This is a genomic window from Caulobacter sp. SRI_008, from assembly GCF_057586355.1.
In genome coordinates this window covers 74,503-86,976 of record NZ_JBYCZS010000017.1, presented here as the reverse complement: position 1 = coordinate 86,976, position 12,474 = coordinate 74,503, and the positions used below count along the sequence as shown (strand labels likewise).

Here is a 12,474-nt window from a genome sequence, read left to right as displayed (position 1 = left end):
AAGCGTCATGACGGTTGAAAACACCGGTCCCCTCAAGGGCCTGCGCGTCGTCGAGATGGGCCAGCTGATCGCTGGTCCATTCTGCGGCCAGTTGCTGGGCGACATGGGCGCGGACGTCATCAAGATCGAGCCGCCCGGCAAGGGCGACCCGATGCGCGACTGGGGCCGCGGCGACTATCCGCTGTGGTGGGAGGTCGTGGCCCGCAACAAGCGCACGGTCTCGGCCAACCTCCGCGTGCCGGAAGGCCAGGCCCTGGCCCGCAAGCTGATCGCCACGGCCGACATCCTGATCGAGAACTTCCGGCCGGGCACGCTGGAGGGCTGGGGCCTGAGCCCCGAAGTCCTGCACGCCGAGAACCCGGGCCTGATCATCGTGCGGGTGTCGGGCTACGGCCAGACCGGTCCCTATGCCGACCGGGCCGGCTTTGGCGGCATCGGCGAGGCCATGGGCGGCTGGCGCCACATCGTCGGCGACCCCGACCGCGCGCCCTCGCGCATGGGCATCTCGATCGGCGACGCCCTGGCGGCGACCTACGGCTGCCTCGGCGCCCTGGCGGCCCTGCGCCACCGCGACGCCACCGGCCAGGGCCAGGTGGTCGACAGCTCGCTCTACGAGGCGGTGCTGCAGGTCATGGAAAGCCTGGTCCCCGACTACAAGGTCATGGGCTACATCCGCGAGCGCTCGGGCTCGGTGCTGCCCGGCATCGCCCCGTCGAACGTCTATCACTGCAAGGACGGCGACTACCTGATCGCCGCCAACCAGGACACGGTGTTCGGTCGCCTGTGCAAGGCCATGGGCCAGCCCGAGCTCGCCCAGCACCCGGACTACGTCAACCACGTCAACCGGGGCCGCAACATGAAGGCGCTGGACGCCCTCATCGAGGAATGGACCAAGACCCTCACGGTCGACGAGGTCGAGGCCAAGATGATCGAGGCCGGCGTGCCGGCCGGGAAGATCTATCGCGCGCCCGAGATGCTGGCCGACCCGCACTTCGCGGCCCGGGAGTCGATCGTCACGCTCGACCACCCGCGCTGGGGCGAGCTGCCGATGCAGAACGTCATGCCCAAGCTGTCCAAGACCCCCGGCGTCGTCCGCGCCATCGCCTCGCAGGCGGTGGGCCAGGACAACGGCGCGGTCTGGGGCGAACTAGGGATCTCGGAAAGCGAGCTGAAGGCGTTCGCCGAGCAGGGGGTGGTCTAGGACCTCCCCCATCCTCCACAGTGGATATCGAGAGTCAGCTTGGATCCCCGCCTTCGCGGGGATGCACGGAGTAGAAATGGCTGAAGACCTGGACGCGGACTACCATAAGGCCGGCTTCGGCGGCCGCCTGGCCTTCGGCAAGAGCCCTGCCCTGCTGATCATCGACGTGGTCGACGCCTATCTGCTGCCGGACTCGCCGCTCTATGCCGGCGTCGAGGCGGCCCTGGCCAGCAACGCCCGGCTGCTGCAGGCGGCGCGCAAGGCCGGCATCCCGGTGATCCTGACCAACGTCGTCTATCAGGCCGGCGTCGGCGGCCGCGACGGCGGGGTGTTCTATCGCAAGGTGCCGGCGCTGAAGGCCTTCCAGGAAGGCTCGCCGCTGGGCGCCTTTCCCAAGGAGATCACCCCGATCGAGGGCGAGATCGTGCTGTCCAAGCAGTACGCCTCGGCCTTCTTCGGCACGCCGCTGGCCTCGACCCTGCGGGCCATGGGTGTCGACACGGTGATCATGGGCGGCTTCTCGACCAGCGGCTGCGTGCGGGCCAGCGCGCTCGACGCGCTCCAGCACGGCTTCATCCCGTTCGTGGTGCGTGAAGCCTCCGGCGACCGCGACGAGCGCGTGCAGGAAGCCAACCTCTTCGACCTGCAGGCCAAGTACGCCGAGGTGGTGTCGGAAGCCGACGCGCTGGAGCTGATCGCCGGCGCGACAGGTTAGGCTCGGGTCGGCAGTCTTCGGCCCGCAGCCTCCCCAAAATCCGTAAAACCCCCGCTTTCGCGGGGATGCACGGTGGAAATATCGATCGAGTCTAGCGCCAGAGCGCCGCCAGCTCGGCGTAACCGGCCTCGCCGCCGCAGGTCTGCACCGCCTTGGCCGAACGGTCGCCCGCGGCCAGGGCCTTGGCGCAGGCGCGGTTGGCGGCGACCTGCGGCTCCACGATGTCGTAGCGCGGCGAGGTTTCCGGGGCGAAATTGCCGCCCGGCGGGTCCAGCGGGCCGCGCTCGAAGACCGGCAAGCGCCCGCGCGAAGCGGTCGCCGCCTTGCGCAGACGCTCGGCCTCGGCCGGATTTCGCTCGACGCCCCGGCCGGTCTCGTAGAGCAGCGCCAGAGCCAGCTGGACCTTGGCGCTGGGACCCACGGAGCGCTCACGGAGCTCCTGGGGCGAGGTGGTCAGGGCCAGCTTCAGCGGCTCCAGTTCGGCGCGCCGGTCCTCGGGGACCGTCGCACAGGCCGTCATCAGCAGCGCCGTTCCGATCAGGGACGCGATGGACATGACCGTCTTCGACAAAGCTTTCCTCCCCTTTTTCTAAATTGATGCGGCTCAGCGCCGCCAACGGGCCGCCAGCTCGGCGTAGTTCTCCTCGCCCCCGCATGCCCCGACCGCTTCGGGCGAGCGATCGTCCTGGGCCAGGGCCTGGGAGCAGGCGAGGTTGATGGTCGCCTGGAACGGCGCAACGTCGTAGCGCGGCACGAAGATCATCGAGACCCGTCCGGGCTTGCCGTTCAAGCCGGCGATATAGGTGGTGATCGGCATGGACCCGCGCGACGCCGTGGCCGCCTTGCGCAGGCGATAGGCCTCGATGGGGTCGCGCTCGACGCCGCCCTGGCCGTATTGGTAGAGCAGCGACAGGCTCAGCTGGGCCGAGGCGTCGTTCCGATCGGCCCGCGCGCGCAGTTCCTCCGGCGAGGTCGTCAGCGCCGTCTGCAAGGGACCAAGGCTGGCCAGCCGCGCCTGTTGCGAGCTGGCGCAGGCTCCCAAAGCGGCCATGGCGAGGACAAGGACGGCCGTCCGCGCGATCCCGTTCGACAAGGTAGCCTCCGCACGCCAGAACAACTCTTGAGTGCAACACTACCCCAGAACGCGCGTGGCGCAACCGCGCGTCAGGCCTTGGCCGGCTCCACGCCATAGGCGCGCATGAAGACGTCGACGGCGGCGTCGACCGTCTCGTCGACCAGCGACGGGGGAAGCTCCTTCAGCACGCCTTCCAGCAGGCGATAGAACGGCCCGGCCTCGCACAGGGCCTGGAAATGCATGGCTGCCCGCCAGGGATCGACCCGCCGCATCTTGCCCTGGTCCATGAACCACTCGAAGCGGGCCGTCATCCTGGTCCAACCGCGCTTGGGCCCGTTCTCGAAGAACAGCTTGCCGAGGTTGGAGCGCGCGCCCTCGGCGATGATCATCCGCCGGAAAGCCATGACCTCCTCGCTGGCGATGAACGTCAGGAAGGCGCGGCCGAAGCGGTTCAGGGCCGGGCGCAGCTCGTCCTCGGTCTCGAAGGTGGCGAACACCGGATCGATGATCTTGGTCCCCTTCTCCAGCATGGTGGCGACGAAGAGGTCGTCCTTCGAAGCGAAGTAGCTGTAGAGCGTCTGCTTCGAGCCGCCGGCCCGGGCCGACACCTCGGCCATGCTGGCGCCCAGGAACCCACGCTCCAGGAACACCGCCTTGGCGGCTTCCAGGATGCACTTCCGCTTCTCCTCGGTCTTGACGCGCACGCGCTCTCCTCTCCCCCCGATCGACCCAGACTACGCGGCCCAGGCGTTTTCTGGACCAGACTGTACACTTTTCGCTTGACGCCGTCACGTCAAGTTATATTTAGACCGTCCTGTACGGTTTGATATCGAGCAATTCGATGGCCCACTTGTCCCTCCCCCTGAAAACTACCCTCGCGGCCCTGCTCGCGACCTCGGCTCTCGCAGGATGCGCCGCGGTCCCGACCCTGCCGCCCGCCCAGGCGATCAAGGCTCCTGACGCCTACGCGTCGCAGCAAAGCCTCGCGGCCCCCGCCGCCGACTGGCCGACCGACCGCTGGTGGGCCGCCTATGGCGACGCCCAGCTCGACGCCCTGATCGAAGAGGCCCTGGCCGGTTCGCCCGACCTGGCCGCCGCCCAGGCCCGTGTCGCCAAGGCCGAGGCCCTCGCCGGCCAGGCCCGCTCGGCCACGCTGCCCAGCCTGTCGGCCAACGCCAACTACGCCTCGGTCAAGCAGAGTTACCACAACGGCTTCCCGGCCGCGTATGTGCCCAAGGGCTACAACGACAGCGGCCGCGCGACGCTGGACTTCGCCTGGGAGCTCGACTTCTTCGGCAAGAACCGCGCGGCTCTCGCCGCCGCCACCTCGCAGGCCAAGGCCGCGCAGGCGGAAGCCGCCGAGACGCGCCTCGTCTTGTCGACCAATGTCGCCGCCGCCTATGCCGACCTCGCCCAGCTGTTCGCCGACCGCGACGCGGCGGCCGACGCGGTGAAGACCCGCGAGCAGACGGCGCAACTGACCGCCGACCGCGCCGCCAACGGCCTTGAAAACCAGGGCTCGGCCGAGCAGTCGAAAGCGGCGCTGGCCTCGGCCCGCGCCCAGCTGGCCGCCTCGGACGAAGCCGTCGGCCTGACCCGCAACCGCCTGGCCGTCCTGCTCGGCGCCGGTCCCGACCGGGGCCTGTCGCTGGAGCGTCCGAAGGTCGGCGCGCTGAAAGCCTTCGGCCTGCCGCAGAACCTGTCGGCCGACCTGATCGGCCGCCGCCCGGACGTCGTCGCCGCCCGCCTGCGGGCCGAAGCCGCCGCCCAGAGCGTCAAGAAGGCCAAGGCCGAGTTCTACCCCAATGTCGACCTCTCGGCCTATTTCGGCCAGCAGTCGCTGGGCCTGGACATGTTGACCAACAGCGGCTCGCGCATCGGCTCGTTCGGTCCGGCTATCCGCCTGCCGATCTTCCAGGGCGGCGCCCTGCGGGCCGGCTATCGCGGGGCCGCGGCCGACTACGACGCCGCCGTCGCCAGCTACAACGGGACCCTGTCGCAGGCCCTGAAGGACGTCGCCGACGCCGCCGTCAGCGCCCGCGCCCTCGACGCTCGCCTGGGTGAAAGCCGCAAGGCCGTCGAAGCCTCGTCGGCCGCCCACGACATCGCCCTGCAGCGCTATCGCGGGGGCCTCGCCACCTACCTCGACGTCCTCACCGCCGAGGACGCCCTGATCGCCAACCAGCGGACCCTCGCCGACCTCGAGACCCGCGCCTTCACCCTCGACGTGGCGCTCGTGCGCGCCCTCGGCGGCGGCTACCGCGCCGCCTGACCCGTTTCCCGGAGCATCTCCCAATGTTCGATTCCGAAGCCTCCGCTGAAGTCCAAGCCGCCGCCTCCAAGAAGGCCGCGACCGCCAAGCGCAAGAAGCTGTTCGCCGGCCTCGCCGCCGTCATCGTCGTCGCCGGCGCCGGCTATGGCGCCTACTACGCCCTGGTCGGCTCGCACCATGTCGAGACCGACAACGCCTATGTCGGCGCCGACATCGCCCAGGTGACCCCGCTGGTCGGCGGTCCGGTGCGCAGCGTCGCCGTCCACGAGACCCAGGTGGTCAAGCAGGGCGACGTGCTGGTCACCCTCGACGACAGCGACGCCCGCATCACCCTGGCCTCGGCCCAGGCCGATCTTTCCCGCGCCGAGCGCCGGGTGCGCGGCTATCTGGCCACCGACCAGAGCCTGGCCGCCCAGATCGCCGCCCGCGACGCCGACCAGACCCGCGCCGCCGCCAACCTGACCTCGGCCCAGGCCGACCTCGAGCGCGCCCGCGTCGATCTCGACCGCCGCAAGGCCCTGGCCGCCACCGGCGCCGTCTCGGGCGACGAACTGACCCGCGCCCAGAACGCCTATGCCAACGCCCAGGCCGCCTTCGCCTCGGCCAAGGCCTCGCAGGTCCAGGCCCAGGCCAACCGCGCCGCCGCCGCCGGTTCGCTGGCCGCCAACGCCGTGCTGACCGCCGGCGCCAGCGTCGACGCCAATCCGGAAGTCGCCGCCGCCCGCGCCAAGGTCGAGCAGGCCCAATTGGACCTGTCGCGCACCGTCATCCGCGCGCCGATCGACGGCGTCGTGGCCAAGCGCAACGTCCAGATCGGCCAGCGCGTCGCCGCCGGTTCGCCGGTGATGCAGGTCGTGCCGATCGGCGCGGCCTATGTCGACGCCAACTTCAAGGAAGGCCAGCTGCGCAAGGTCAAGATCGGCCAGCCGGTCGAGCTGGAAGCCGACCTCTACGGCGGCTCGGTGAAGTACCACGGCAAGGTCGCCGGCCTGTCTGGCGGCACCGGCGCGGCCTTCGCCCTGATCCCGGCCCAGAACGCCACCGGCAACTGGATCAAGGTCGTGCAGCGCCTGCCCGTCCGCGTCGCCATCGACCCGGCCGACCTTAAGGCTCACCCGCTGCGCGTGGGCCTGTCGATGAAGGCCACGATCGACACCCGCGGCTGATCCGCACCTAGTCTTTCCGAGCAAGGACAGCCGTCATGGCCAACGCTCAAGCCGCCCCCGCACGGGCGGCCTCCGAACCCGCGCCGCTCAGCGGGCCGGCGATGATCTTCGCCGGCCTGATCCTGGCCGCCGCCAACTTCCTGGTGGTGCTCGACACCACCATCGCCAACGTCTCGGTGTCGAACATCGCCGGCGCCCTGGGCGTCTCGCCGAGCCAGGGCACCTGGGTCATCACCTCCTACGCCGTGGCCGAGGCCGTGGTCGTGCCGCTGACCGGCTGGCTGTCGGCCCGCTTCGGCGCGGTCAGGGTGTTCGTCTTCGGCATGATCGGGTTCGGGATCTTCTCGTTCCTCTGCGGTCTTGCGCCGTCGCTGGGCTTCCTCGTCCTGTTCCGCATCCTGCAGGGCGCCTGCGGCGGTCCGCTGATGCCGCTGTCCCAGACCCTGCTGCTGCGCGTCTTCCCCAAGAAGCACGCGGCCGCGGCCACGGGCCTGTGGGCCATGACCACCCTGGTCGCCCCGATCCTCGGGCCGATCCTGGGCGGCGCGCTGTGCGACAGTGTCGGCTGGGCCTTCATCTTCTGGATCAACGTGCCGATCGCCATCGCCTGTTCCTGGTTCGCCTGGAACCTGCTGAAGGCCCACGAGACGCCTCTCGCCAAGGCGAAGGTCGACCTGGTGGGCCTGGGCCTGCTGGTCGTCTGGGTCGGCTCGCTGCAGATCATGCTGGACCTGGGCAAGGAGCACGACTGGTTCTCCTCGCCGCTGATCATCGGCCTGGCGCTGGTCGCCGCCGTCGGCTTCGTCGCCTTCCTGATCTGGGAGCTGACCGAGCAGAACCCGATCGTCGACCTGCGGGTCTTCCGCCACCGCGGCTACACCGCGGCGGTCATAACCCTCAGCGTCGCCTTCGGGGCCTTCTTCGGCATCAATGTGCTGAACCCGCTCTGGCTGCAGCAGAACATGGGCTACACGGCCACCTGGGCCGGCTACGTCTCGGCCCTGCTCGGTGTCACCGCCGTCATGGTCGCGCCGCTGGCGGCCGGCATGTCGGCCAAGTTCGACGCCCGAAAGCTGGTGTTCCTGGGCCTGATTTGGATGGCCTTCATGACCTTCTTCCGGGCGCAGTCCAACCAGCAGATGGGCTATTTCGACATCGCCCACTGGCTGCTGTTCCAGGGCTTCGGCATGCCGTTCTTCTTCGTCCCCGTGACCGCCCTGGCCCTGGCCAGCGTCCGGGTCGAGGAGACCGCCAGCGCCGCCGGCCTGATGAACTTCTGCCGCACGCTGTCGGGCGCCTTCGCCACCTCGGTGGTGACCACGGTCTGGGCCGACGGCGCCAGCCGCAACCACAACGAACTGTCGGGCGTGCTCAACGGCGCGCAATCGACGATGGACCAGTTGCAGGGCGTGGGGCTCACGCCCGAACAGGCGCGCGGCACGCTGGACAACATGGTCCAGAGCCAGGGCGTCATGCTGGCCACCAACCAGGTGTTCATGGCCATGGCCGTCCTGTTCGTGGTCGCCGCCCTGATCGTCTGGCTGGCCCCCAAGCCGACGCGGGTCGCCGACACCTCGGCCGTGCACTAGAGCAAGTTGGGGAGCGGCGAAGGTCGCTCCCCTCTCCTCTTTGAGTCCCTCTCTCTTAGAGAGAGGGGTTCGGTGTCAGCTTCCCCTACCGCGCCACAGCCCCCTTCACCACCGCCGCGAACCTCTCCGCCGGGCAGTCGTAACCCGCCCCCGCCTGGCTGCAGCCCGGCACGAAGATCGGCGAGGCTTCCGGCGGAGCCGCCAGCGTCAGGGCCTTCTTCCCGCGCAGTTGCGACAGGCTCTGCACCGCGTAGCGCACGCGGATCACCCGCACGCCGTCGGCGCGCTTCCAGCGTTCGAACACCAGGTTGCCGCCCGGCGCGATCTGGTTGGGCTGATAGCCCGGCGCGGCCCATTCCAGGCCGAGCAGCCCGCCCAGCATGGCCAGGGTGCCGTCGTGACCGACGATCACCACCATCTTGGAATTGGTCTCGCCGATCGCGTCCTTGCCGGGCTTGGTCTCCAGCGTGGCGAGAATGCGCGAGGCCAGATGGCCGGCGCCCGTCCGCGCCACTTCGTGCGAACGCAGGCGCAGGTCGAACTCGGCCTGGTGCAGCGGGAAGACCCGCAGCAGCGAGGCATCATTCAGGCCCTTCCAGCCCAGGCTCGCGAAGTCCTGGCCGTCGGCCCAGGCCATCAGCAGGCTCTCGGTGACGCCGGAGGCGAAGGCTTCCGGACCGGCGATGCCCACCGTCTCGTCGGCGTCGTCGAGGAAGGCCGGGGCCTCGTCATAGACGCGGCGCTTGCCGGCGGCCTTCGGGCACGGGGCGGCGTCGCACTGCATCAGCAGCTCGTCGAGGCTGGCGATGGCGTCGGCGTGGCTGGCGCTCCAGGCAGCGAGGCTGCCCCCCACCCGGCCGGCGACGGACGCCCGCGCCAGGGCCAGATCCGGCTTGGCGACGCCGGCCTTCACCGGCTCGAACATCGGATCGATCTTGCCCTCGCCCACCGTGTGGACATCGACGGCGCAGCCGGGCGACAGCCCCTCGCCCAGGGCCTTGGCCGTGGCGATCGTGCGCTGAGTGACATTGGCCCAGTAATAGACCGCGCCGCAGTCGGCGCCGGCCAGCAGGCCCTGCTTGGCGTAGAGCGAGTGATAGTAGGTCCCGAACAGGGTCGAGAGCGCGCCGCCGTTGGCCGTCAGGTGGCCCGGCGGCACGCCGAAGCGCGGCCAGGGCTTGGCGGTGGCCGTCTCCAGCCGCTCTGGGCTCGACATCGCCGCCCGCACGCCGTGGCGGCTGAGGATCACCACCTTCTCCAGGGTGTCGCCGGCCTGCTGGGCGGCGGCGGGCGCGGCGACCGAAACGGTCAGCGCGGCGGCGAAGAGGCGGGCAAGCAGACGCATCGGAACTCCCAGAACGAAAAAACGGCCCGCACAACGGAATCGCGCGGGCCAGTCAAGGGGATCGGAACGGAGGAGCGCAAGGGGCGTCCCCTCCGGAAAGTCGGGATCGCCGCCCCGGCCGCCAGGAAAAGCGGCCGGGGCGCGACAGAACTCCGTGAACGGAGCAACCAGCCTTAGAACTTGGCGCGCAGGCCGAAGCTGACGGTGCGGCCGTACTTGGTGTAGCCGCCGAACCAGCCGCCCTTCACGAACTGCCACTGGGTCGCGTCGGTCAGGTTCTGGCCTTCCACCGCCGCGGTGATCTGCGGGGTGATCTTGTAGCTGATGCTGGCGTCCAGCGAGCCGAAGGCCGCGTCGTTGAGGGCCGACAGGCCCGCCCCGCCCACGTCCTGCAGCACATCGTCCACCCAGCTGTAGCTGGCCCGGGCCGCGATGCGGTCCTTCTCGTAGAAGCCGGTCAGGTTGAAGCTGTTCTTGGCGACGTTGACCATCTGGTCCTTCAGCGTCGCCGAGTAGGTCGCCTCGGTGTCGGTGTAGGTGTAGTTGGCCAGGAAGCCGAGGCCGTCGAACGGCGCGGGCAGGCTCTTGAACAGGTGCTGGTAGGCCAGCTCCACGCCCTTGATGGTCGCCTGGCCGCCGTTGGTCGGCGAGGTCAGCTGATACGTCTGGCCGTCGACCACGATGTTGGTCTTCTGGCTGTAAACGAAGGTGGTGATGTCCTTGTAGAAGGCGCCGGCGATCAGGGCGCTGCCGGGGGCGAAGTACCATTCCAGCGTGGCGTCGTACTGCCAGGCCTCGAAGGGCTTCAGCTCCGGATTGCCGCCCACCGCCGTCAGCACCGTGCCCGAGGAGTTCAGCGTCAGACGCGGGGCCAGATCGGCCAGCGACGGACGGGTGATCACCTTGGCCACCGCGACGCGGGCCTGGAGGGTGTCGGTGATGTCGAGGGCGAAGTTGGCCGTCGGCAGCACGTCGGTGTAGCTCTTCTCGTAGCGCACCGGCACGGCGGTCGTGCCGTTGTCGGCGTGACCGGCCGAGACCTGCTTGGTGTTGGCCACGCGCACGCCCAACTCGCCGCGCAGCGGCAGGTTGGCGATCCTGGTGTCCAGATCGGTCAGGGCGTAGCCGGCCAGGATCTCTTCCGACACGAAGTAGGAGTTGCGCTTGTCGGCGCGGGCGGTGCCCAGCTGGCTCTTGTCGGCCAGGGCCCAGAACTTCTCGGGATTGGGCATCACCCAGGTGCGCGGCAAGGCGCCGCCCACGCCGCCGAGGAAATCGCTGACCGGGAAGGCCTCGAAGTAGCTGGCGTCGAAGTATTTGCCCGCCAGGTTGGTCGTGTAGTTGATGTCGGCGCGATTATAGGTGCGCTCGCGTTCGCGGAACTTCACGCCGAAGGCGATGCGGTTGAACGGCCCCCATTCGACCGGCCGCTCGGCGTCGGCCTGCAGGGCCTTTTCCAGGTCCAGCGAGTCGTTGACGCGGTACTCGATGCGGCGGAACGGCAGCAGCGAGGGGTTGGACAGGTTGGTCGTCGCCAGGGTGACGCTCGGCAGCTCCTCGTCGTCGGCCTTGGTCATGTTGAAGGTCGTCTGACCGATCGAGCCCAGCAGGCGCGTGCGGGTGATCGGCTTGGAGGTCTCCGAATAGGCGCGGGCGTAGGCCGCGTCGCCCGAGAAGGTCCATTCGCCGATCCGCTGCTTGCCGTTGACCGCCAGCATCAGGTTGTCGTGCGCCAGGTCGCTGACCTCGCGGCCGATCTGGCTGGTCGAGGTGACCGTGCCGCCCACCAGGGCGCCGTCGCGCACCACCGCCGAACCGGCGACCAGGGTCGAGACCGTCTGGTCGACCGAATAGGTCAGCTCGTCATAGTGGTCGTCGAGGTGGGTGTAGCTGGCGTCGAAGGTGATCTCGGTGGCGTCGGTCGGCCGGTACTGGGCCGAGAACACCAGGCCCTTGCGCTCGCGGTCCTCGCGCTCGAGGGTCGGGCGGATGGCGGTCGGATAGAGGCTGATCCCCTGCGCCGCCAGGCTCTTGCCCAGGGTCGTGGAGGTGTCGACATAGCTCCAGCCCACGCCGGTGACGCGGTCCTGGCGCAGGGTGCGCTGGTCGTAGACCAGGGCCAGCAGCGCGCCGAAGCTCTTGTCGTCATTGACCCAGCTGATCAGGCCCGAGGCGCGCGGGTCGGTCTTGCCGGCCAGCTCCGGATGGCTGGCCGTCACCGAGGCGGCCATGGTGTTCTTGCCCAGGGTCAGGGGGCGAAAGGTCTTGATGTCGACCACGCCGCCGATCGCGCCCTCGTCCAGCGAGGCCAGCGGGGTCTTGCCGACCTCGACGCCGGCCACCAGCTCGGACGGCAGGGTGTCGAAGCGGAACTGGCGGCCGCTCTGGCCGCTGTCGCGCATGTTCTCGTTCACCGCGGCGCTGCGGCCGTTCAGGGTGACGATCTGGAAGTTGGGACCCAGACCCCGGACACGGACGAACAGGCCCTCGCCGCGGTCGCGGGTGATGGCGACGCCCGGCACCCGTTGCAGGGCTTCGGCGATGTTGTTGGACGGGAACTTGCCGATGTCCTCGGCCGAGATGGCGTCGACGACGTTGGCGGCCTTGCGCTTGTCGGCCAGCGCCCGGGCCAGCGAGCTGGCGAAGCCGCCGGTGACGACGACCTCCTCGACGGTGGCGGGCTCCTCGGCGACCTGCTCGGCGGCGGCCGGAGCCGACGCGGCCTCGGCGCGGGCGACCGGGGTCGGAGCGGTCGAGATCTTCTGGGCCGCCGGACGCAGCACCGCCGCGCCGCCGTTGCGAACATAGGTCAGGCCGGTGCCGCGCAGCAGTTGGGCTAGGCCGCTCTCGGCGTCGACCTCGCCGCGCACGCCGCCGGTGCGCTTGCCCGCCAGCAGGGCCGGGTCGGCCAGCACCTGCAGGCCGGTGGCGCGCGAGAAGGCCGGCAGGGCCGTCGACAGGTCGCCGGCCGGAATGGCCAGGGCCGGCTTGGGCGCCGGCGCGGCCAGCGCCGAACCGCCCGAAAGCAGAGCCACGGCCGAGGCCGTACCGAGCCAGGTCTTGAAGGTCATCGTCTATCCCCGAGTTCGCGCGGCGTAAGGCCGGCTTCGG

The 12,474-nt window shown here is 69.8% G+C and carries 10 protein-coding genes; 5 read left to right on the top strand and 5 right to left on the bottom strand.

Going from position 1 to position 12,474, the window contains the following annotated elements:
* Window positions 1-7: 7 nt before the first annotated feature.
* Both AC2YHT_RS16185 and AC2YHT_RS16180 read left to right on the top strand, forming a co-directional pair.
* Window positions 8-1,201, top strand: a complete 1,194-nt coding sequence (locus AC2YHT_RS16185; protein ID WP_487290808.1) for a CaiB/BaiF CoA transferase family protein — start codon at window positions 8-10, stop codon at window positions 1,199-1,201.
* Between the two features lie 76 nt (window positions 1,202-1,277).
* Window positions 1,278-1,916: an isochorismatase family protein gene (locus AC2YHT_RS16180; protein WP_487290807.1), complete on the top strand. Its 639-nt coding sequence runs from the start codon at window positions 1,278-1,280 to the stop codon at window positions 1,914-1,916.
* A 91-nt stretch (window positions 1,917-2,007) separates the two neighbouring features.
* On the opposite strand, the gene AC2YHT_RS16175 is transcribed toward AC2YHT_RS16180, so the two are convergent.
* The 3 genes from AC2YHT_RS16175 to AC2YHT_RS16165 all read right to left on the bottom strand — a co-directional run bounded on the left by AC2YHT_RS16175 (window position 2,008) and on the right by AC2YHT_RS16165 (window position 3,695).
* Window positions 2,008-2,472 (bottom strand): SEL1-like repeat protein, encoded by a 465-nt coding sequence (locus AC2YHT_RS16175; protein WP_487290806.1) that lies wholly within the window; start codon window positions 2,470-2,472, stop codon window positions 2,008-2,010.
* 48 nt (window positions 2,473-2,520) lie between these two features.
* Window positions 2,521-3,009: a hypothetical protein gene (locus tag AC2YHT_RS16170; RefSeq protein ID WP_487290805.1), complete on the bottom strand. Its 489-nt coding sequence runs from the start codon at window positions 3,007-3,009 to the stop codon at window positions 2,521-2,523.
* A gap of 71 nt (window positions 3,010-3,080) precedes the next feature.
* Complete coding sequence (locus AC2YHT_RS16165) at window positions 3,081-3,695, bottom strand: TetR/AcrR family transcriptional regulator (protein WP_487290804.1); 615 nt, start codon at window positions 3,693-3,695, stop codon at window positions 3,081-3,083.
* Between the two features lie 137 nt (window positions 3,696-3,832).
* Between AC2YHT_RS16165 and AC2YHT_RS16160 the strand changes: the two genes are divergently transcribed.
* From AC2YHT_RS16160 to AC2YHT_RS16150, 3 genes are read left to right on the top strand one after another with little or no spacing between them, the layout of a single operon-like run.
* Complete coding sequence (locus tag AC2YHT_RS16160) at window positions 3,833-5,263, top strand: efflux transporter outer membrane subunit (RefSeq protein ID WP_487290803.1); 1,431 nt, start codon at window positions 3,833-3,835, stop codon at window positions 5,261-5,263.
* Window positions 5,264-5,286: 23 nt separating this feature from the next.
* Window positions 5,287-6,429, top strand: coding sequence for an EmrA/EmrK family multidrug efflux transporter periplasmic adaptor subunit (locus AC2YHT_RS16155; protein WP_487290802.1), 1,143 nt, complete (start codon window positions 5,287-5,289; stop codon window positions 6,427-6,429).
* Between the two features lie 35 nt (window positions 6,430-6,464).
* Window positions 6,465-8,018, top strand: a complete 1,554-nt coding sequence (locus AC2YHT_RS16150; RefSeq protein ID WP_487290801.1) for a DHA2 family efflux MFS transporter permease subunit — start codon at window positions 6,465-6,467, stop codon at window positions 8,016-8,018.
* Window positions 8,019-8,103: 85 nt separating this feature from the next.
* Here the strand turns inward: AC2YHT_RS16150 and AC2YHT_RS16145 are convergent, their stop codons facing one another.
* The gene (locus tag AC2YHT_RS16145) at window positions 8,104-9,363 is read right to left on the bottom strand and encodes a histidine-type phosphatase (RefSeq protein ID WP_487290800.1); all 1,260 of its coding nucleotides are present in this window, start codon (window positions 9,361-9,363) and stop codon (window positions 8,104-8,106) included.
* Window positions 9,364-9,536: 173 nt separating this feature from the next.
* The gene (locus AC2YHT_RS16140) at window positions 9,537-12,434 is read right to left on the bottom strand and encodes a TonB-dependent receptor (protein ID WP_487290799.1); all 2,898 of its coding nucleotides are present in this window, start codon (window positions 12,432-12,434) and stop codon (window positions 9,537-9,539) included.
* Window positions 12,435-12,474 lie beyond the last annotated feature (40 nt).